Source organism: Streptomyces sp. NPDC002669 (genome assembly GCF_042889165.1).
Taxonomy (GTDB): domain Bacteria; phylum Actinomycetota; class Actinomycetes; order Streptomycetales; family Streptomycetaceae; genus Streptomyces.
In genome coordinates, this window is sequence record NZ_JBIAQQ010000001.1 from 449,451 (window position 1) to 471,150 (window position 21,700).

Consider the following 21,700-nt stretch of genomic DNA (forward strand, 5'->3'; position numbering starts at 1 on the left):
GGGCGTTACTTGATGCCGGCCGCGGCGCAGGCCGCCTTGTACTGGGCGGTGCAGATCTCCTCGACCTTGTACACCTTGTCCGCGACGATCGTGGAGGCAATGTTCTCCTTGGTCACGACCGAGGCGTCGTACAGCTTCGAGGGGATGCCCTTGAACTCGCCCGAGAGGCTGTCGACCTTGACCGGGGCCAGGTCGTCGATCTTCTCGCCCTTGAGCAGCCTGACGGCGATCTCGGCGGTGGTCTCGGCCTCCGGCTTGATCTGCTTGTAGATCGAGAAGGCCTGCTCGCCCGCGATGATCCGCTGCAGACCGGCGAGTTCGGAGTCCTGGCCGCCGACCGGGACCTTCACGTCCTGCTTCTTCAGGGCGGTGATGATGCCGCCGGCCATGCCGTCGTTGGCGGAGTAGACGCCCTGGAAGCCGTCCTTGCCCAGGGAGTCGATGGCCGCACCCATCTTCTTGTTGGCCTCGTCCGGCGACCAGTCCGGGATGTCCTGCTCGTAGACGACCTTCTTGACCTGCTTGTCGAGGACGCTGTGCGCGCCCTTCTTGAAGAAGGGGGCGTTCGGGTCGGTCGGCGAGCCGTTGATCATGACGACATTGCTGTCCTCGGCCTTGGCACCCAGCGCCTTGACCAGCGCCTCGCCCTGGAGCTGGCCGATCTTCTCGTTGTCGTACGACACATAGGCGGAGATCGGGCCCTCGGCGAGCCGGTCGTACGCGACGACCTTGACGTCCTTCTTCGCGGCCTGCTGGACCCAGGACTTGGCGGCCTTGTAGTCGACGGTGTCCAGGATGATGACCTTCACACCCTGGGTGACGAGCGCGTCGAACTGCTTCTTCTGGGTCTCGGTGTCCTGCGCGGCGTTGTTGTACTTGATCTCGCAGTCGCCGCACAGCGACTTGATCTTGTCCTCGATGATCGGACGGTCGAACGTCTCGTAGCGCGTGGTCTTGTTCTCCGGGAGGAGCAGACCGATGGTCTTGCCGTCGCCACCGCTGCCGGAGTCCTTGTCGTCGCCCGCCTTGCCGCAGGCGGCGAGGGAGAGGGCCATCGAGACCGCGGCCGTTCCTATGACCAGGCGTCGCGTCGTTGCGTTCATTACGGGTTGCCTCCCTGACGAGGCCGCAACGTTGCGGCCGAGGTGGCTGGCAGTCAACTCGGCTGCAACGTCAGCGTCAAGGAGTAAATCCTTAACGAGATGACAACGGTGCCATTCGTTATCTAAGTGAAGGCAGGAGTGCCCGTCGGCAGGGTGCTCTCCAAAAGGGGTGAATCCCCCATCTCGCTGAGCACCAGGGCCAGCGCCCCCAGCACCTCGGCCCGGCCGCCCAACGCGCCCGGCAGCACCGACAGTTGACGGGCCGCGCTGGGGATCGCGTACCGGGAGACCGAGTCGCGGATCGGCGCGAGCACCAGCTCCCCCGCCTCGGCGAGCGAGCCCCCGAGGACCACCCGGCTGGGGTTGAGCAGATTGCAGAGGTTGGCCACCCCGCTGCCGATGTGCCGCCCGACGTCCCCGATCACCCGGCGGCAGCCCGGGTCGCCCCCGCGGGCCAGCTGGACCACCCGCTCCATGGTGAGATCGGGCCCGTGACCGGGCCGGAGCAGCGGCAGGACGTACCGGGCCGCCGCGAAGGTCTCCAGGCACCCCCGGTTCCCGCAGCGGCACACCGGCCCCGACTCGTCGAGCGTGATGTGCCCGATCTCGCCGGCCGTGCCGCCCGGCCCCCGGTAGATCCGTCCGTCGATCACCAGGCCCGCGCCGACGCCGCTGGCGACCTTGATGTAGGCGAGGTCCTTGACGCCGCGCCCGCTCCCCCAGACCAGCTCGCCGAGCGCCCCGAGGTTGGCGTCGTTGTCGACGTGCACCGGCACGCCGAGCCGGCTCGCGAGTTCCTTGCTGGGGTTGATGCCCGTCCAGCCCGGCAGGATCGACGTGGAGCCCAGCGTGCCGGACTCCACGTCGATCGGGCCGGGAACACCGAGGCCCACCCCGATCACCTTGTCCTGGCTGATCCCGGTCGTCTCGATCAGCCGCTTCACGAGCTGCTCCGCCCGCCCGAACCCCTGCGCGGACGAGGCGTCCACGTCCAGCGGCTCGGCCTCCTCGGCCAGCACCTGGTGGGCGAGGTTGCCGACCGCCACCCGCAGGTGCGTGTGCCCGAAGTCGACGCCGATCACGATGCCCGCGTCACCGCTGAGCGAGACGCTGCGGGCCCGGCGGCCGCCCGCCGAGGTGGGGGTCACCTCGACCGTGCCGCCTTCCTTCAGTTCACGAACGATGTTGGAGACGGTGGCCGCTGACAGGCCGGTGCTCCGTGCGATCTCGGCCTGGGTGAGCGAACCCGCCATGCGCACCGCACGCACGACCCGCTCCAGGTTGGCGCGATGCAGAGACGTCTGCGACCCCGGAGTCTCCATTGACTCTCTCACTCCTAGCGTTCTCTCCAACATGTGAACTCCAAGCTGAGCGTTTTGAGGTACTCCCCGTCAAGACCTTGAGCGAGCGAAGCCTCGGATGAGCGCCCCCCGCCCGGGTTGCGCCCGCGCCCCCGCCCTCACCCGCGGCCGTCTCCGCCCGTCTCCCGGACGGCCGCCCGCACACGGGAACCGCCCGCCGGCGGGAAGCCGGCGGGCGGTTCGTACGGATGGTGCGTATGGGTGGTGCGCGGGGACGGCCCGTGCGGGCGAGGGACCGGGGCCGAGGGGCGGACCGTTACTTCACGGCGCCCGCGGTGAGTCCCGCGACGACCTGGCGCTGGAAGACGATGTAGGCCCCGAGGACCGGCAGCATCGCCATCACCAGCCCGGCGAACAGACCCGACCAGTCGCCCTTGTACCCCTGGCTGTTGGCCAGTTCGACCAGCCCCTGGGAGAGCACCCGCTGGTTCGGGTCGGTGTTGAGCACCGTCGGCAGCATGTACTGGTTCCACTGGCCGAGGAAGTTGAAGATGCCGACGCTGATCAGGCCGGGCTTCGCCATCGGCAGCATCACCTGGAAGAACGTCCGGGTGTGCGAGGCCCCGTCGAGCATCGCCGCCTCCGCCACCGAGGTCGGCAGCGTCCGGAAGAACGAGGTGAGGAAGAAGACGGTGAACGGCAGCGAGTACGCGATGTAGACCAGGATCAGTCCGTGCTGCGTGTTGAGCAGGGACATGTTGTTCATCACGAAGAACAGCGGGACCAGCGCCAGGATGATCGGGAAGCTCATCCCGCCGATGAACAGGAAGTACAGGAAGCGGTTGCCCGGGAAGTCGAACCGCGCCAGCACATAGGCCGCCATCGACCCCAGCAGCAGCGTGCCGACGAGCGAGCCGCCCACCACCACGATCGTGTTGAAGAAGTAGTCGCTCATGTGCGCCTGGCTCCAGGCGCGCGACCAGTTCTCGAAGTGCAGCTTGTCGGGCAGCGCCCACGGTGTCGACAGGATCGAGTCGTCCGTCTTGAACGACGCCATCACCGCCCAGAGCAGCGGCATGACCACCAGGATCGCCCAGATGATCAGCACACCGTGCGAGAAGACGTTGAGGACCTTGCCCTCGCTGCTCTTCTCCTCGACGGCCGGCGCGGGACGCCCGGCCGCGGGCGCCGGGTCCGCCGCCGGGGCCACGGGCGGGGTGTCAGTCGTCTTCACGTGTACTCACCTCGTACTGTCGAGCCGGACACGGAGGCCGACCTGTGGTGCCTGCTGGGGGTCCGGGGGCCGTCGCCCATCGTTCGCGGCATCAGAACTCCAGCCGTTCGCGCCGGCCCAGTCGCATCACGACGGCGGCGAAGAGCATGGTGACGATCAGCAGTCCGACACCGATCGTCGTCGCGTAGCCGGCCTGCCCGTCGCGGAAGGCCGTCTGGTAGACGTACAGCGGAAGGACCGTGGTGGAGTAGTCGGGGCCGCCGGGGCCCACGGTCATGACCTGTACGGCGGTGAACGCCTCCACGCCGAGGGCCAGGATGCCCATGTACACCCAGCCCGACTGGACCGTGTCCCAGAGCAGCGGCAGCGTGATCTTGAAAAATGTGGTGAAACGGTTTGCCCCGTCGAGGAGCGCCGCCTCGTAGAAGTCCTTGGGAATGGACGCCATTCCGGCCGAGAAGAGGACGACGAAGAATCCGACCGTCGACCAGATCAGCACCGTCATGACGCAGACGAGCGCCAGGTTCGGATCGCCGAGCCATTCGGGCTGGAAGGAATCCAGACCGATTCCCTTCAGCGTCGAGTTGATCATCCCGTCGCGCGGATTGAACGCGAACTGGAAGAGCAGGGCGACGATGACGATCGAGAGCACCTGCGGGAAGAAGTAGGCGATCTTGTAGAAACTCGACCCGCGCACGCCGGAGACCGTGGCGTTCTTCCGCCGACGGCCCCCGACATTGAGCATGAAGGCGAAGAACAGCGCCAGACCCAACGTCACCAGCGGCAGCAGCAGCACGAGCAGCACACTGTGCTGCAGCGACTTCCAGAAGATGTCGTCCTTGAACATCCTCGTGTAGTTGTCGAACCCGACCATCTTGAAGTCCGGGCTCAGGCCGGTCCAGTCCGTGAACGAGTAGTAGATGGACTGGATGAACGGCCAGATGACGAAGACCGCGTACAACGCCAGTGGGGCCACCAAGAACCCCACGATGAAACGGTACTTGCCGTGCTGCATCGTTTACCGACCCCGATCTTTCCGCGGGTGCCGCCGCTGGTGACGGTTGCTCACTGGTGCTTGTAGTGCTTGATGGACTGGTCCTTGGCCGCCGCGTCGGCGAAGGCCTGGATCTTCTTGATGGCCTCGGCGGGAGTCAGGCGGCCGGCCATCATCTCGCCGATGCCCGCCGTGCCGATCTGCTCCTTCTGGAGCTTCACGTACCAGTCCTGCATACGCGGGTTCACCACGTTGTCGCCGGCCTTCTTCAGCGCGTCGACACCGGCCTGCAGCGCGGTCGACAGGGTCAGGCCGTCGGTGCCGCCGTTGAAGGCGCTGAGCGACTTGACCTGCTTGGTGAAGTTCTTCGAGGACTCCTCGGAGAGCATGATGCGCAGCTGCTCCATGCCGCCCTCGGGGTTGTTCGCCTTGGCCGGGACGATGAAGGGCTCGCCGCCGGAGGCCCAGATGGTGCCGAACGGCATCTTGTCGGACGCGTCCAGGCCGGAGGGGGCCGCGACCATCATCTTGAAGTCCTTGGGCGTGGTCGGCGCCGCCTCGTTCTCCACCCACGAACCGTTCGGGATGAAGAGCGCCTTGCCCTTGGTCCACTCGGTCTGCGACTGGATGTGGGTGAGGCCGGGCGTGCCCTTGAGGATGTAGCCCTTCTTGTACAGCTCGTAGTACGCCTCGAACGCCGCCTTGACCGCGGGGTCCTTCCAGGCGTTCGGCTCCAGGTTGTCGATCTTGTCGAGAACCTCCCGGCCACCGATCTTGCCGATGAACGGGTAGAGCGAGAACGGCAGGTAGTAGGGGTACTTGCCCGGGTACGTCCAGCCGGCGATGCCCTGCTTCTTCGCCTTCGCACAGAGGGCGAGCATGGCGTCCCAGTCCTCCGGGTACTCCGCGTCGAGCTTCTCGAGCGCGGTCTGCGAGTACCAGACGCCGTAGACCGTGTACGCGTAGTACATGATCCAGACCGGGTCGCCGTCGAACTGGCCCATCTCCAGGACACCGGGGCGCAGCGTGTCGCGGACCTTCTTGTTCGGGTCGTCGATGGACGGGGCGTCCATCAGCGGCGTCAGGTCCATCAGCTGCTTCTTGCCGACCAGGACGCCCATGTCCATCTGCTCGGCGCCGGAGTTGTCGATCAGGTCCGGCGGGGTGCCGCCGTTGAAGCGCGGCTGCAGCTGCGACTGGATCTTCTGGGTCGCGGCGTGCTTGACCTTCGGGGCCTTCGGGAACGCCGCGTTGTACTTCTTCTCCGCGTCGATCGCGTACTGCTCGCCGAAGCCGCCGTTGAAGATGACGACTTCGAGCGGGGCCGTCTCGTTGACGCCGAGCGGGTTGGTCTTGGTGACCTTGCCCTTCTCGACCTTCTTGTCGCTGCCGCCGTCGCTGCTCGCGCACGCCGACAGGAAGCCCATCGCCGGAACGCTGATCAGGCCGAGTGCGGCAGATCGCTTGATCACATCGCGACGGCCGGGGCCCTCATTCTTGTGGGCGGAGGTGGATCCCATGCTCAAGTCCTCGCCTTCTCCAGGACTCAGGCGGTGTGTACCGGTCGCCCGTCGAAATTCGCCTCAGGCGAAGGGCCCCGCCACCGCGGTCAGTTGCGCTTGGGTACTGCTGATTCAAGGCTAGCCACGTGCTTCGGGGGTGGAGGGGGCCGGACATCGGGCGCATTTCTCGCGCCGTGCCCGTCCGTTCCCCCCGCGTCCCCCTCGTCCGCGCCGACGAAACATCGGTGCGGACGCCGACAGGTATAGTCCACTCACACTCAACTGAGCAAGATCGAACACAAGGTTGAGCAGCAGTCTTTCCCGAGTTGAGACCTCGCGGATACCTGGAACCCGCGCCTCCCGCTCCGGCTGTAACGTTTTCCGCATTACGGTCGATAAGGTCGGCCACTGCTTTCCAACACCCTTGACACATCAAGCCACTTGCCTCCCTACTGGACCTTGCGCACCTCTTTGACAACGTTGTCCATGCGTACGTCCCCGGGAGGAATGGCTCGGCATGCAGCCCCGACATGGTTCTCGCAGAAGACAAAGCCGTACGGTCGCGCTGATCGCGGCCTCGCTCGTCCTGGTCGCGACCGCTCCCGCCGCCGCGGCGCAGTCGGCCGGCCCGCCCGGAAAGGACCGGGTCCTCACGGGGGAACGAACCTTCAGATCTTCCTTCGAAGCGGACGAAAAGCAGCCGGACTGGCTCGACTCGGTGGAAGAGGGCCCGGACGGCAAGAAACGGTCATCGGGTGTCGACGGCGGCTTCTCCGCAGGAATACCGGGCAATGTCACCGACCGGGTGACGGACGTCCGCGCCAGTGGCGAGAACACCGGCGGCGGGGAGGTCAAGGAGAACCTGATCGACGGGGAGCCCGGCACCAAGTGGCTGACCTTCGAGCCCACCGGCTGGATCGAGTTCGACCTCGCCGAACCGGTCGAGGTCGTGACGTACGCGCTGACCTCGGCCAACGACCACGACGAGCGCGACCCGAGGGACTGGACCCTGCAGGGCTCCGCCGACGGCACCGACTGGAAGGAACTCGACTCCCGGACCGACCAGACCTTCACCGAACGGTTCCGGACGAAGTCGTACGACTTCGCCTCCGACACGGCCTACCGGCACTTCCGGCTGCGGATCACGAAGAACAACGGCTCCCCCGACATCACCCAGCTCGCCGACGTCCAGTTCTCCGACGGCGACACCTCCACCCCGGCCCCGGCGCAGATGCTCAGCCGGCCCGAGCGCGGCCCCTCCGGCTCCCCCACGGCCAAGGCGGGCGCGGGCTTCACCGGCCGGAAGGCCCTGCGGTACGCGGGTACGCACAAGGCGGACGGCCGGGGCTACTCGTACAACAAGGTCTTCGACGTGAACACGGCCGTCACCCGTGACACCTCGCTGTCCTACCTGGTGTATCCCCAGATGGGCGAGACGGACCTCGCCTACCCGGCCACGCACGTGGCGGTCGACCTGGCGTTCACGGACGGCACGTACCTGAGCGAGCTGCGGGCCACCGACAGCAACGGCGGCCCGCTGACCCCGCAGGGCCAGGCCGACGCCAAGCGGCTGTACGTCAACCAGTGGAACAGGGTCGAGTCGGCGATCGGCACGGTAGCTGCGGGCAAGACGGTGGACCGCGTCCTGGTGGCATACGACTCGCCCCGGGGCACGGCGAAGTTCCAGGGCTGGATCGACGACATCGCGATCGCCCCGAAGGCGCCCGAGAAGCGCCGCGCCCATCTGTCCGACTACGCCTCGACGGTCCGCGGCACCAACTCCAGCGGCGCCTTCTCCCGCGGCAACAACTTCCCCGCCACCGCCGTGCCGAACGGCTTCAACTTCTGGACACCGGTCACCAACGCCGGCTCGACGAGCTGGCTGTACGACTACGCGCGCGGCAACAACGCCGACAACCTCCCCACCCTCCAGGCATTCAGCGCCAGCCACGAGCCGAGCCCCTGGATGGGCGACCGGCAGACCTTCCAGCTGATGCCGTCGGCGGTCGCCGGCACCCCGGACGCCGCCCGCGGGGCGCGGGCGCTGCCCTTCCGTCACGAGAACGAGACCGCGAGGCCGCACTACTACGGGGTGACCTTCGACAACGGCCTCAAGGCCGAGATGACCCCGACCGACCACGCGGCCCGGATGCGGTTCACCTATCCCGGCGACGACGCGAGCGTGGTCTTCGACAACGTCTCCAACGACGGCGGCCTCACCCTCGACCCGGCCACCAGCTCCTTCACCGGCTTCTCCGACGTGAAGAGCGGCGGCTCGACCGGCGCGACCCGGCTGTTCGTGTACGGCGTCTTCGACGCCCCGGTCACCGCGAGCGGCAAGCTGTCCGGCGGCGGCGGTGACGACGTCACGGGCTACCTCCGTTTCGACGCCGGCAAGGACCGCACGGTGAACCTGCGGCTGGCCACCTCTCTCATCGGCGTCGACCAGGCGAAGCGGAACCTCGCCGCCGAGATCCCGGCCGCCCGCTCCTTCGACCGGGTCGAGGACCGCGCGCAGCGGGCCTGGGACGACATCCTGGGGAAGGTGGAGGTCGAGGGGGCCACGGCCGACCAGCTGACCACCCTCTACTCCAACCTGTACCGGCTGTACCTGTACCCGAACTCGGGCTTCGAGAAGGTGGACGGCAAGGACAAGTACGCCAGCCCCTTCTCCCCGCAGACCGGCCCCGACACCCCGACGCACACCGGCGCGAAGATCGTCGAGGGCAAGGTGTACGTCAACAACGGCTTCTGGGACACCTACCGGACCACCTGGCCCGCGTACTCCCTGCTCACCCCGGGCAGGGCCGGCGAGATGGTGGACGGCTTCGTCCAGCAGTACAAGGACGGCGGCTGGATATCCCGCTGGTCGTCCCCCGGCTACTCGGACCTGATGACCGGCACCTCCTCGGACGTCGCGTTCGCCGACGCGTACGTCAAGGGCGTGCGGTTCGACGCCGAGGCGGCGTACGAGGCGGCCCTGAAGAACGCCACGGTGGTCCCGCCGACCTCGGGCGTCGGCCGCAAGGGCATGGTGACCTCCCCGTTCACCGGTTACGCGAACACCTCGACGCACGAGGGCCTGTCCTGGTCGCTGGAGGGCTACCTCAACGACTACGGCATCGCGCGGATGGCCGAGGCCCTCCACAGGAAGACCGGGAAGGCCCGGTACGAGGAGGAGGCCGCGTACTTCCTCGACCGCGCCCGCAACTACGTCCGGCTCTTCGACCCGAAGGCGGGCTTCTTCCAGGGCAGGGACGCCGGGGGCGGCTGGCGGCTCCCCTCGGAGGAGTACGATCCGCGGGTCTGGGGCTACGACTACACGGAGACCAACGGCTGGGGCTACGCCTTCACGGCCCCGCAGGACAGCCGCGGTCTGGCCAACCTGTACGGCGGGCGCGCCGGTCTGGCGAAGAAGCTCGACACGTACTTCGCCACCCCGGAGACGGCCGGCCCCGAGTTCGTCGGCTCGTACGGCGGTGTCATCCACGAGATGACCGAGGCGCGCGACGTGCGGATGGGGCAGTACGGCCACAGCAACCAGGTCGCCCACCACGCCACCTACATGTACGACGCGGCCGGGCAGCCCTGGAAGACGCAGGAGAAGGTCCGCGAGGTCCTGGGCCGGCTCTACACGGGCAGCGACATCGGGCAGGGCTACCACGGCGACGAGGACAACGGCGAGCAGTCGGCCTGGTACCTCTTCTCCGCGCTCGGCTTCTACCCGCTGGTCATGGGCAGCGGCGAGTACGCGATCGGCTCCCCGCTCTTCGAGAAGGCCACCGTCCATCTGGAGAACGGCCGGGACCTGGTCGTCCGGGCGCCGGAAAACAGCGCGAAGAACATCTATGTGCAGGGCCTGCGGGTCAACGGCAAGAAGTGGACCTCGACCGCCCTGCCGCACGGACTGCTGGCCAAGGGCGGTGTGCTGGACTTCGCCATGGGCCCCGAGCCGTCCTCGTGGGGCACCGGCAAGGACGCGGCCCCGGTCTCGATCACCACGGACGACGAGGTGGCGTCGCCGCGGACGGACGTGCTGAAGGGCGCGGGCGCCCTGTTCGACGACACGTCGGCCACCTCGGCGGAGGTGGCCGCGGTGGACCTGCCGGTCTCCTCGGCCACGGAGGCGGTCCGCTACACGCTGACATCGGACACGGCGGCCGGGGCCCCGTCCGGCTGGGTCCTCCAGGGCTCGTCGGACGGCACCACGTGGAAGGACCTCGACAGGCGCCGGGCCGAACGGTTCGCCTGGGACCGGCAGACGCGGGTCTTCTCGGTGAACGCTCCGGGGACGTACGCCCACTACCGCCTGGTGTTCGCCGGCGGGGGCAGGCTGGCGGAACTGGAGCTGTTCTCCTGACCCCGGGCTCCCCCGTCTCACGGCCGGCGGCCGGTGCCCCTTCCCCCGGGGCGCCGGCCGCCGGTCCGTTCACCGGTCCCGGTCCCGCTCCGGGATCTCCGGGACGGCCCGGGAGAACAGGCTCTCGGGCAGCGTCACGTTCCACGCCGTGATCACCGGCTGGCCGTGCTCGGTGCCCAGCCGCGAGACGGCTCCCGTGGCGAGCTGGAACAACGTGCCCTCGGCCGGGGTCAGTCCGAGGTAGCGGGCGGTGAGCACCCGCAGGAAGTGGGAGTGGGCGACGAGCGCGACGTCCTCGCCCTCGTCCCGGCCCGCGGCCTTCACGACCTCGGCCAGCACCCGGTCGGCGCGGGCACCGACCTCGGCGGGCGTCTCCCCGGGGTGCGCCTCGGGCCCGGGGGCGACCCCGTCGGTCCACAGGTTCCAGCCGGGGCGGGAGCGGTGGATCTCGTCGGTGGTGATCCCCTCGTAGCCGCCGTAGTCCCACTCGCGCAGTTCCGGCGTGATGCGGGGAGCGGCGAGCCCGGCGAGCTCCGCGGTGCGCCGGGCGCGTACCGCGGGGCTGACCAGGGTGAGTGCGATCGGCCGGTCGGCGAGCAGGGGCGCCAGCGCACGGGCCTGGAGTTCGCCGAGGGGAGTCAGGGGCAGATCGGTGTGACTCGTGTGCTGTCCGGACCGCGACCACTCCGTCTCGCCGTGCCGGATCAGGATCAGCTCGCCCATGGTGTTCCGCTCTCTCCTTCTGTTTCCGTACCGCTGTCTCTTGTCGCTGCGTGAACCCGCGGGCCCACGATCGCATTCCCGTACGCCCGGCGGCGGGTGCGGCTCGCCCTCGGCGTACGGGCGGTGACGGGTCGTCCGGCTCCGGTGGGCCGGTACGGGAAAGGGCCGCCCCCCTTCGTCGTGCGAAGGGGGGCGGCCCGTTGTCTCCTGCCGGATCGGCTACTTGCGGATCAGGCTGCGGAGCACGTACTGCAGGATGCCGCCGTTGCGGTAGTAGTCCGCCTCACCGGGGGTGTCGATGCGGACGACGCCGTCGAACTCCACACCGGTGTCGGTGGTGACCTTGACGGTGCGCGGCGTGGTGCCGTCGTTCAGCTCGGTCACACCGGCGATGGAGAAGGTCTCCTCACCGGTCAGGCCGAGGGACTCGGCCGTCTGCCCCTCCGGGAACTGGAGCGGGAGGACGCCCATGCCGATGAGGTTCGAGCGGTGGATGCGCTCGTAGGACTCGGCGATGACGGCCTTGACGCCGAGGAGCGCGGTGCCCTTGGCGGCCCAGTCGCGCGACGAGCCGGAGCCGTACTCCTTGCCCGCCAGGATCACCAGCGGGGTGCCCGCGGCCTGGTAGTTCTGCGAGGCGTCGTAGATGAACGACACCGGACCGCCGTCCTGGGTGAAGTCGCGGGTGAAGCCGCCCTCGGTGCCCGGCGCGATCTGGTTGCGCAGGCGGATGTTGGCGAAGGTGCCGCGGATCATGACCTCGTGGTTGCCACGGCGCGAGCCGTAGGAGTTGAAGTCACGACGCTCGATGCCGTGCTCCGTGAGGTACTTGCCGGCCGGGGTGTCGGCCTTGATGGCACCGGCCGGGGAGATGTGGTCGGTGGTGACCGAGTCGCCGAGCTTGGCCAGGACACGGGCGCCGGCGATGTCCTCGACCGGGGTCGTCTCCATGGTCATGCCCTCGAAGTACGGGGGCTTGCGCACGTAGGTGGACTCGGAGTCCCACTCGAAGGTGTTGCCGGTCGGGATCGGCAGCGCCTGCCACTGGGCGTCGCCCGCGAAGACGTCCTGGTAGGACTTGTTGAACATGTCCTCGCCGATGGCGTTCGCCACGACGTCGTTGACCTCGGCCTCGGACGGCCAGATGTCCGCGAGGTGGACGGGCTTGCCGTCCTGGTCGACGCCGAGGGCGTCCTTGGTGATGTCGACCTTCATCGAACCGGCGATGGCGTACGCGACGACCAGCGGCGGGGACGCCAGGTAGTTCATCTTGACGTCGGGGTTGATCCGGCCCTCGAAGTTGCGGTTGCCGGAGAGCACCGAGGTCACGGCCAGGTCGTGCTCGTTGACCGCCTTGGAGACCTCCTCCGGCAGCGGGCCGGAGTTGCCGATGCAGGTGGTGCAGCCGTAGCCGACGAGGTTGAAGCCGACCTTGTCGAGGTACGGGGTCAGGCCCGCCTTGTCGAAGTAGTCGGTGACGACCTTGGAGCCCGGGGCGAGGGTGGTCTTGACCCACGGCTTGCGGGTCAGGCCCTTCTCGACCGCCTTCTTCGCCACGAGCGCCGCGGCGACCATGACGTACGGGTTCGAGGTGTTGGTGCAGGAGGTGATCGCGGCGACGGTGACGGCGCCGTGGTCCAGCTCGTACGTCGAACCGTCGGGGGCGGTCACGGTGACCGGGTTGGACGGACCGCCGTTGGGCGTGACGGCCGGGGCGTCGGAGGCCGGGAAGGACTCCTTGCCCGCCTCGTCGACCTCGTCCACGTAGTTGCGCACGTCCTGCGCGAACTGCTGGGCGGCGTTGGCCAGGACGATGCGGTCCTGCGGGCGCTTCGGGCCGGCGATGGAGGGGACGACCGTGGCGAGGTCGAGCTCCAGCTTCTCGGAGAAGTCCGGCTCGGCGGCCGGGTCCAGCCAGAGGCCCTGCTCCTTGGCGTACGCCTCGACGAGCGCGACCTGCTGCTCGTCACGGCCGGTCAGGCGCAGGTACTTCAGCGTCTCGTCGTCGATCGGGAAGATCGCGGCGGTGGAGCCGAACTCCGGCGACATGTTGCCGATGGTGGCGCGGTTCGCGAGCGAGGTGGCGGCGACGCCCTCGCCGTAGAACTCGACGAACTTGCCGACGACACCGTGCTTGCGGAGCATCTCGGTGATGGTCAGCACGAGGTCGGTGGCGGTGGTGCCGGCCGGGAGCTCACCGGTCAGCTTGAAGCCGACGACGCGCGGGATGAGCATCGAGACCGGCTGGCCGAGCATCGCGGCCTCGGCCTCGATGCCGCCGACGCCCCAGCCCAGGACACCGAGGCCGTTGACCATGGTGGTGTGCGAGTCGGTGCCGACGAGGGTGTCGGGGTAGGCCTGGCCGCCCCGGACCATGACCGTGCGGGCCAGGTGCTCGATGTTGACCTGGTGGACGATGCCGGTGCCCGGGGGGACGACCTTGAACTCGTCGAAGGCGGTCTGGCCCCAGCGCAGGAACTGGTAGCGCTCCTTGTTGCGGCCGTACTCCAGCTCGACGTTCTGGCCGAAGGCGTCCTTCGTGCCGAACTTGTCGGCGATGACGGAGTGGTCGATGACCAGCTCGGCCGGGGCGAGGGGGTTGATCTTCGCCGGGTCGCCGCCCAGCTCCTTGACGGCCTCGCGCATGGTGGCGAGGTCCACGACGCACGGCACACCGGTGAAGTCCTGCATGATCACGCGGGCCGGCGTGAACTGGATCTCCTGGCTGGGCTGGGCCTGGGAGTCCCAGCCGCCGAGGGCCCGGATGTGGTCGGCGGTGATGTTCGCGCCGTCCTCGGTGCGGAGCAGGTTCTCCAGCAGCACCTTCAGGCTGTAGGGGAGGCGCGCGGAGCCCTCGACCTTGTCCAGCTTGAAGATCTCGTACGACTCGTCGCCCACGCGCAGCGTGCTGCGGGCGTCGAAGCTGTTCGCCGACACGACAGTCTCCTTCATCAATGTGCGCGTACTCCGCGCCGCGCCTCTCTTACGGCGGGCGCCGCGTGGTGCCGCCTACGGCCCCGGCCATCCGCTAAGGTAAGGCTTGGTTAGGTAACCCTTACCATCTGGCTGGCGCGTGCGCCTTCGGCATATATCTCGATGTCGAGATAACTCTAGTACATCACCGTGGCGCGGTCATGCCCGGCCGGTGCCCCCTGCGCCCGCCTGCGGCCATGTGGGCCATCGACCGGGACCGGTCCGCGCCGCCCGACACCCCCGCTCGCCGGATCAAGGGGTGGCGACGAGTTCGCCGAGCCGCGTGGCGAGCCACGGCCTGCGGCCGCCGGCCAGCATCCGGCCGCTCGCGATCGCCTTCCAGATCGGCGTGCGCCGGAAGGCGACCAGCAGGAACGCGACCGGCGCCGCCGTGATCCGGCAGTCGTAGCCGCGCGGCGGGGCGTCGCGGGTCACCGTCATCGCCCCGTCCTCGACGACGACCGCCAGTCGCGGCCCGCCCTTGATCCTGAGGTCGAACGCGATGCCGACCCCCCGCGCCTTCTCCTCGTCCAGGGCCAGCGCCATCATCGTCGGCATCGACTGACCGATCACCAGGGCCGCCTCGTCCGGGCCGATCGACCACGGGAGTCCGGCACCGCGCGCGATGTCCAGGCCGTGCACCAGGCTCTCACCGAGCAGCAGACCGGTCATCGTCGCCAACGAGACCGTCGCCCCGTACCAGGGCACGGCGACGGGGGTGTCCGGGGCGAGGCCCTCGGTGATCCGGAGGAACGCCCCGCCCCGTTCGGCGACGACATCGCCGGGACGGGCGCGCTCCTCGCCATCGAAGAGGCCGACGGACCCGGCGTTCACGGCCGCGATCCGCTCGCCGAACGACACCTCGCCCGACGGCAGCAGGCTGTCCCACTCCACGGCCCCGTCGGCGGAGACGAGGGAGCAGTACCCGAGGTACACGGCCGCGAGGTGCGCGCCGACGTCGCCCACCGTCCACTCCGGGACGCCGGAGGCCGCGCCCGCGTCGGGGACGTCGCGCAACAGCCGGACCAGCCGCGGGATCACCCCGCCCAGCGCGGCGCGGGCCCTCTCGTGCTCGGCGACGGGATCGAAGCTCGTGACGGTGCCCATACCCACTCCCCACGCTGCGGACGGGCCCGCAGATTACCGCCGAGTAGCGTCATCGCGACAGGGCCCGCGCGGCCCCGGCAGGGGAGGTAATCGCTGGGGCGCCCGGCCCGCGGGGACTAACCTCCGTGCGATGGGAGTGTGCATCGAGGTCCTGATCGTGGACTGGGAACGACTGGGAACCGTCCCGGCGGACGAGCAGTCCGCCCTTCTCTGGGACGTCTTCGACGACGATGACACCTGGGACTCCCCTCCTCCGGCGGGGTGGGTCCGGCCGAGGAAGGAGGACGCCGACTGGTGCCGCAGATACGACTTCCACGGCACGCTCGGCTCCTACAAGCCCCACTTCTGGGCGGGCGAACGGTGGGAGGACGTCCGCGACCACGCCGCCCCCGGTCTGCGCACCGCCCTGGACCACTACCTGTCGGCGCTGTTCTGGGGCGGCCTTCCGTTCATGGACGGCGGCGACGGCGAGGAGGCGCCCGAGCCGGAATGTCCCTGGAACGTGAGGACGTTGATGTGGTCCGCACCGGACGAGGTGCCGGGGATCAAGCGGCTCTGGGACCGGACCGCGCCCGAACTCGACACGCTGCGGGAGCCGTTCGCGAAGCACGCCGCGTCCCCGGGAAGCTGGATCGCGGACTTCGACGAGTTCGCCCTGCTGCTGAAGGACTGGGGCGAGGTCATGACCGAGGCCGAACGGCGCGGCTGGGGAGTCCTCGGCCTCTACTGCTGACCGTCCGGCATTCATGAGAACGCGTCGTCCATGAAGGCGCGAACCACCGAAGACGAAGGAGAGAGCGGAACGTGAACGAAGCCGACGGATTCAAGGGCATCTCCCCGACCACCCTCGCCGACCTCCTGGGACGCGAACAGGTCATGGACATCGGCATCCGCCCGTTGTGGTCCCCGATGCCGCGCGTCGCCGGACCGGCGTTCACCGTGCGGTGCCCGCCGGGCGACAACCTCATGCTCCACGCGGCCATCCACCGCGCGGAACCCGGCTCCGTCATCGTCGTCGAGTCGGGCGACGTGGACCACGCGCTCGCCGGCGGGAACGTCTGCGCCGTCGCCCGGCGCCGGGGGATCGCGGCGTTCGTGGCCGACGGGGTGATCCGCGACCTCGCCGAGGTGCGCGAGATGGGCTTCCCCGTCTTCGCCCGGGGCGTCATCCCCATCCCGGGCACGAAGAAGGCCGTCGAGCCGCTGGGCGGGCCGGTGCGGTGCGGCGGTGTGCCGGTGAACGCCGGTGACATCGTGGTGGCCGACGAGGAGGGCATCGTGGTCACGCCCCGGGACCGGCGGGAGCAGGTGCTCGCCGACGCCCGGAAGAAGGCGGACAAGGAGGCCGGTGAGTCCCTCGACGCCTGGGAGGCCGCGCACCGCGCCCGCATCGACGCCGTCCTGCGCGCGAACGGCTTCGAGGACTGACGACGAGGAACACCCCGTGCCCCGGACGGACGCGCAGCGCGTGCCGTCGCGGCGGCCCGCGGGAACCATGGAACGCGCGGTGAGCGCCGGGCCCGTACCACTCGTACGGGCCCGGAAGCACGACCGCCACGCGGTCACGCGCACCCGTTCACCCGAACGGCATACCCCGGCGCAGGGCTCATCTCATATCTGAGATAACCTTTCGCCATGTCAGACGATTACCTCGTACGCATCGGCAAGCTCATCCGTGACGCCCGTCAGCACCGGGGCTGGACACAAAGTCAGCTCGCCGAGGCGCTCGGCACCAGCCAGAGCGCCGTGAACCGCATCGAGCGCGGCAACCAGAACATCAGCCTTGAGATGATCGCGCGCATCGGTGAGGCGCTCGACAGCGAGATCGTGTCGCTCGGCTACGCCGGGCCCATGCACCTGCGGGTGGTCGGCGGGCGCCGGCTCTCGGGCTCCATCGACGTCAAGACGAGCAAGAACGCGTGCGTGGCACTGCTCTGCGCCTCGCTGCTCAACAAGGGCCGCACGGTGCTGCGCCGGGTGGCCCGGATCGAGGAGGTCTACCGCCTCCTGGAGGTGCTCAACTCCATCGGCGTGCGCACCCGGTGGATCAACGGGGGAACCGACCTGGAGATCGTCCCGCCGGCCCGGCTCGACATGGACGCCATCGACGCGGACGCCGCGCGCCGGACGCGTTCCATCATCATGTTCCTCGGTCCGCTGCTGCATCGCATGGACCGGTTCAAGCTCCCGTACGCGGGCGGCTGCGACCTCGGCACGCGGACCATCGAGCCGCACATGATCGCGCTGCGCCGCTTCGGCCTGGAGATCGCCGCGACCGAGGGCATCTACCACGCCCAGGTCGACCACGCGGTCACCCCCGGCCGCCCCATCGTCCTGACCGAGCGCGGCGACACCGTGACCGAGAACGCGCTGCTGGCCGCCGCCCGGCACGACGGCACCACCGTCATCCGCAACGCGTCCTCCAACTACATGGTCCAGGACCTCTGCTTCTTCCTGGAGACGCTCGGCATACGCGTGGACGGCATCGGCACGACCACACTGACCGTGCACGGAGTCCCGCACATAGACGTGGACGTCGACTACTCCCCCTCCGAGGACCCGGTCGAGGCGATGAGCCTCCTCGCCGCCGCCGTGGTGACGGAGTCCGAGCTGACGATCCGCCGGGTGCCGATCGAGTTCCTGGAGATCGAACTCGCGGTGCTGGAGGAGATGGGCGTCGACTGCGACCGCACGACGGAGTACGCCGCCGACAACGGCCGCACCCGCCTGGTCGACCTCACGGTCCGGCCCTCCAAGCTGGAGGCGCCGATCGACAAGATCCACCCCATGCCGTTCCCCGGGCTCAACATCGACAATGTGCCCTTCTTCGCGGCGATCGCCGCCTCGGCCCACGGCCAGACCCTCATCCACGACTGGGTCTACGACAACCGGGCCATCTACCTCACCGATCTGAACCGCCTCGGCGGCAGGCTCCAACTCCTCGACCCGCACCGGGTGTTGGTCGAGGGCCCGACCCGCTGGCGCGCCGCCGAGATGATGTGCCCGCCCGCCCTGCGCCCCGCGGTGGTGGTGCTGCTCGCCATGATGGCGGCGGAGGGCACCTCCGTCCTGCGCAACGTGTACGTCATCAACCGGGGTTACGAAGAGCTGGCGGAACGGCTCAACTCGGTGGGTGCGCAGATCGAGATCTTCCGGGACATCTGAGTCGCGGACACCGTCACACCCCTTCTTCACCGCGAACGCCGTCGCGCCCTTCCCCACCCCCGCATGCGTGCCGGGCGGGGAAGGGCGCGGCGGCATTTCCGTTGTTTCTCCGGGGAGTTGGGCCGGGAGGAGTCATGCCTTCCAGTTGTTCGAGGCCGTCACTACCGCATCGCCGAATGCCAAATCGGCCACCTGTCGGGTGCATCGCCGATTGCGGCCGAATCATGTCGGTCCTCGGGCAAACATGCGCAAGGGCACGATCATCGTATCGAGTTAACGTCGACGGCTTCCCTTGCTCCGGGAAGCGAAGCGGCAACTAGGGTTCCCCTGGATCTGGACGGATTCCCGTCACATACCCCATTCCTCCCCTGTTGCCCGATGACGTCCGCATACGCGTGTCGCCGCCCTCCCAAGGAGCGCTTGCCCGATGACTGTTGACTCGAGCCCGGAAGTACGACCGGAGCTGCCCCGGCAATCCAGCCTGGGCACGGCGGCCGCCCGCAACCTGGCCACCACGACCAAATCGGCCCCGCAGATGCAGGAGATCACCTCCCGCTGGCTGCTGAGGATGCTCCCCTGGGTGGAGGCCCGGGGCGGGGCCTACCGGGTGAACCGCCGCCTGTCCTACACCGTCGGCGACGGGACCGTGGAGTTCGTCCAGGACGGCTCCCGGGTCAGGGTGATCCCCCGCGAACTCGGTGAACTGGCCCTGCTGCGCGGCTTCGACGACGTGGAGGTGCTGACCGCGCTCGCCGGGCGCTGCGTCCAGCACGACTTCCAGGCGGGCGAGACGCTGGTCGAGCACGGGACGCCCGCGGACAAGCTGCACCTGATCGCCCACGGACGCGTCAACCAGACCTCCGTCGGCAACTACGGCGACGAGGTCGCGCTGGAGGTGCTGGCCGACGGCGACCGGTTCGGGGAGCACGCCCTCCTGGACGGGGACGGCCGGTGGGACCGCACCGTCACCGCCGAGACCTCGGGCACGCTGCTCACACTGTCGCGCGCCGACTTCGCGGCCGTGCTGTCCACTGCGCCGGGCCTCCAGGCCCACGTCCAGGAGTTCTCCTCGCTTGCCGGCCGGCGGCAGAACCACCGCGGCGAGGCGGAGATCGCGATGTCGGCCGGTCACGTCGGGGAGCACGAACTGCCCGGCGCCTTCGTCGACTACGAACTGCACCCGCGCGAGTACGAACTCTCGGTCGCCCAGACCGTTCTGCGGGTCCACACCAGGGTCGCCGACCTCTACAACGAGCCGATGAACCAGACCAAGGAGCAACTCCGGCTCACCATCGAGGCGTTGCGCGAACGCCAGGAACACGAGCTGATCAACAACCGGGAGTTCGGCCTGCTCCACAACGCCGACTTCAAGCAGCGCATCCAGACGCACTCCGGTCCGCCGACCCCGGACGACCTGGACGAACTGCTCTGCCGGCGCCGCGGTTCCAAGTTCTTCCTCGCGCACCCGCGGACGATCGCGGCGATCGGGCGCGAGTTCAACGCGCGCGGGATCTACCCCGACCACACCGATCTCGGGGGCCAGCAGGTCCCGGCCTGGCGCGGGGTGCCGATCCTCCCCTGCAACAAGATCCCCATCACGCCGGAGAAGACCAGCTCGATCCTGGTCATGCGTACCGGCGAGGACAACCAGGGCGTCGTCGGCCTGCACCAGACCGGGCTGCCGGACGAGTACGAGCCGGGCCTGTCGGTCCGCTTCATGGGCATCGACGAGAAGGCGATCATCTCCTACCTCGTCAGCACCTACTACTCCGCCGCGATCCTCGTGCCGGACGCGGTCGGTGTGCTGGAGAACGTGCAGATCGCCCGCTGGCCCAAGTAACGGCCCCGGCCCGGAGGGCAGACGCGCGACGTCCCGGTCCCCCGGGGAGGTCGCGCGTGCCCGAGGGCCCCGGACAGCCGCCCACCCACCGAGGAGCCATGGATGCCCGTGCCCGAACTGCCGCCGCCGCAGTCGAGCCTGCCCGAGGCCGCTTCCCGCTTCGGGACGCACGTACTGGCTGCCGCCGCGGCCCGCGCCCACGATGTCGGGGCCGTCTTCGGCGGCCCGCCCGCCGCGCCCACACTCTCCGCGCCCGCCCCGACCGTCCCCGAGACCCCGGCGCCCCCGGCACCGGCCGCCGACCTGGACCGGATCCTGCGCGGCCCCAACGGGCTGGGCACGGCGGGTCTGCGCCTGACCCCGCGGGAGGAACCGCCGACGCCTCCGGTCCCCTCCGCGGGGGCGCCGGAAGGCGTGCCCGTCCCGGGCCTCTACCACCACCCGGTGCCCGAGCCCGACCCGGTGCGGGTCGAGGAGGTCAGCCGAAGGATCAAGGCCTGGGCGCTGGACGAGGTCTCCCTGTATCCGGAGGAGTGGGAGGAGCAGTTCGACGGCTTCTCCGTGGGCCGTTACATGGTCGGCTGCCACCCGGACGCGCCCACCGTCGACCACCTGATGCTCGCCACGCGTCTGATGGTGGCCGAGAACGCGGTGGACGACTGCTACTGCGAGGACCACGGGGGCTCGCCCGTCGGCCTCGGCGAACGCCTCCTGCTGGCGCACACCGCCCTCGACCCCCTGTACACGACGGCGGAGTACCAGCCGCAGTGGGCGAAGTCGCTCCACTCGGACGCGCCCCGGCGCGCCTACCGCTCCGCCATGGAGTACTTCGTGCGTGCGGCCAGCCCCTCCCAGGCGGACCGGTTCCGGCACGACATGGCCCGGTTGCACATGGGGTACCTCGCCGAGGCGGCCTGGGCCCAGCTGGGCCGCGTCCCGGAGGTGTGGGAGTACCTGGCGATGCGTCAGTTCAACAACTTCCGCCCCTGCCCGACCATCACCGACACCGTCGGCGGCTACGAACTGCCGGCGGACCTGCACGCCCAGGCCGCCATGCAGAAGGTCATCGCCCTCGCGGGAAACGCGACGACCATCGTGAACGACCTGTACTCGTACACCAAGGAGCTCGACGCCCCCGGGCAGCACCTGAACCTGCCCGTCGTGATCGCCGAGCGCGAGGGCCTCTCCGACCGGGACGCCTATCTGAAGTCGATCGAGGTCCACAACGACCTCATGCACGCCTTCGAGACCGAGGCCGCGGCCCTGGCCGCCATCTGCCCCGTACCGACCGTGCAGCGCTTCCTGCGGGGCGTGGCCGCGTGGGTCGACGGCAACCACCACTGGCACCAGTCCAACACCTATCGCTACAGCCTGCCCGATTTCTGGTAAGAGAATGGA

14 protein-coding genes are annotated in these 21,700 nt (G+C 69.1%); 6 read left to right on the forward strand and 8 right to left on the reverse strand.

What is annotated here, in order from left to right; translation table 11 throughout:
• Positions 1-5 precede the first annotated feature (5 nt).
• From ACFYW1_RS02005 to ngcE, 5 genes are all read right to left on the reverse strand, one after another.
• A complete protein-coding gene (locus ACFYW1_RS02005) occupies positions 6-1,103 on the reverse strand; it encodes a substrate-binding domain-containing protein (RefSeq protein ID WP_388985700.1) in 1,098 nt (365 codons plus the stop codon).
• Between the two features lie 122 nt (positions 1,104-1,225).
• Positions 1,226-2,425, reverse strand: a complete 1,200-nt coding sequence (locus ACFYW1_RS02010) for an ROK family protein (protein WP_388985702.1) — start codon at positions 2,423-2,425, stop codon at positions 1,226-1,228.
• 295 nt (positions 2,426-2,720) lie between these two features.
• A complete protein-coding gene (locus ACFYW1_RS02015) occupies positions 2,721-3,638 on the reverse strand; it encodes a carbohydrate ABC transporter permease (RefSeq protein WP_388985703.1) in 918 nt (305 codons plus the stop codon).
• 91 nt (positions 3,639-3,729) lie between these two features.
• The gene (locus ACFYW1_RS02020; protein WP_388985705.1) at positions 3,730-4,653 is read right to left on the reverse strand and encodes a carbohydrate ABC transporter permease; all 924 of its coding nucleotides are present in this window, start codon (positions 4,651-4,653) and stop codon (positions 3,730-3,732) included.
• Positions 4,654-4,703: 50 nt separating this feature from the next.
• Entirely contained in the window at positions 4,704-6,152 is a 1,449-nt protein-coding gene (ngcE, locus tag ACFYW1_RS02025) for an N-acetylglucosamine/diacetylchitobiose ABC transporter substrate-binding protein (protein ID WP_388985707.1), read from the reverse strand.
• A 499-nt stretch (positions 6,153-6,651) separates the two neighbouring features.
• Between ngcE and ACFYW1_RS02030 the strand changes: the two genes are divergently transcribed.
• Positions 6,652-10,494, forward strand: a complete 3,843-nt coding sequence (locus ACFYW1_RS02030; protein ID WP_388985709.1) for a GH92 family glycosyl hydrolase — start codon at positions 6,652-6,654, stop codon at positions 10,492-10,494.
• Positions 10,495-10,563: 69 nt separating this feature from the next.
• On the opposite strand, the gene ACFYW1_RS02035 is transcribed toward ACFYW1_RS02030, so the two are convergent.
• The 3 genes from ACFYW1_RS02035 to ACFYW1_RS02045 all read right to left on the reverse strand — a co-directional run bounded on the left by ACFYW1_RS02035 (position 10,564) and on the right by ACFYW1_RS02045 (position 15,297).
• The gene (locus tag ACFYW1_RS02035) at positions 10,564-11,217 is read right to left on the reverse strand and encodes a histidine phosphatase family protein (protein WP_388985711.1); all 654 of its coding nucleotides are present in this window, start codon (positions 11,215-11,217) and stop codon (positions 10,564-10,566) included.
• Between the two features lie 219 nt (positions 11,218-11,436).
• Positions 11,437-14,154 (reverse strand): aconitate hydratase AcnA, encoded by a 2,718-nt coding sequence (gene acnA, locus ACFYW1_RS02040; RefSeq protein ID WP_388985712.1) that lies wholly within the window; start codon positions 14,152-14,154, stop codon positions 11,437-11,439.
• A gap of 288 nt (positions 14,155-14,442) precedes the next feature.
• The gene (locus tag ACFYW1_RS02045; RefSeq protein WP_388985714.1) at positions 14,443-15,297 is read right to left on the reverse strand and encodes a maleylpyruvate isomerase N-terminal domain-containing protein; all 855 of its coding nucleotides are present in this window, start codon (positions 15,295-15,297) and stop codon (positions 14,443-14,445) included.
• Positions 15,298-15,427: 130 nt separating this feature from the next.
• Between ACFYW1_RS02045 and ACFYW1_RS02050 the strand changes: the two genes are divergently transcribed.
• The 5 genes from ACFYW1_RS02050 to ACFYW1_RS02070 all read left to right on the forward strand — a co-directional run bounded on the left by ACFYW1_RS02050 (position 15,428) and on the right by ACFYW1_RS02070 (position 21,691).
• Positions 15,428-16,030: a hypothetical protein gene (locus ACFYW1_RS02050; RefSeq protein ID WP_388985716.1), complete on the forward strand. Its 603-nt coding sequence runs from the start codon at positions 15,428-15,430 to the stop codon at positions 16,028-16,030.
• Between the two features lie 71 nt (positions 16,031-16,101).
• On the forward strand, positions 16,102-16,725 hold the full coding sequence (locus tag ACFYW1_RS02055) for an RraA family protein (RefSeq protein ID WP_388985718.1): 624 nt from the start codon (positions 16,102-16,104) through the stop codon (positions 16,723-16,725).
• A gap of 207 nt (positions 16,726-16,932) precedes the next feature.
• A complete protein-coding gene (locus ACFYW1_RS02060) occupies positions 16,933-18,462 on the forward strand; it encodes a helix-turn-helix domain-containing protein (RefSeq protein ID WP_388985720.1) in 1,530 nt (509 codons plus the stop codon).
• 427 nt (positions 18,463-18,889) lie between these two features.
• Positions 18,890-20,302, forward strand: a complete 1,413-nt coding sequence (locus ACFYW1_RS02065) for a family 2B encapsulin nanocompartment shell protein (protein WP_388985722.1) — start codon at positions 18,890-18,892, stop codon at positions 20,300-20,302.
• Between the two features lie 102 nt (positions 20,303-20,404).
• Entirely contained in the window at positions 20,405-21,691 is a 1,287-nt protein-coding gene (locus ACFYW1_RS02070) for a family 2 encapsulin nanocompartment cargo protein terpene cyclase (protein ID WP_388985724.1), read from the forward strand.
• Positions 21,692-21,700: the final 9 nt, after the last annotated feature.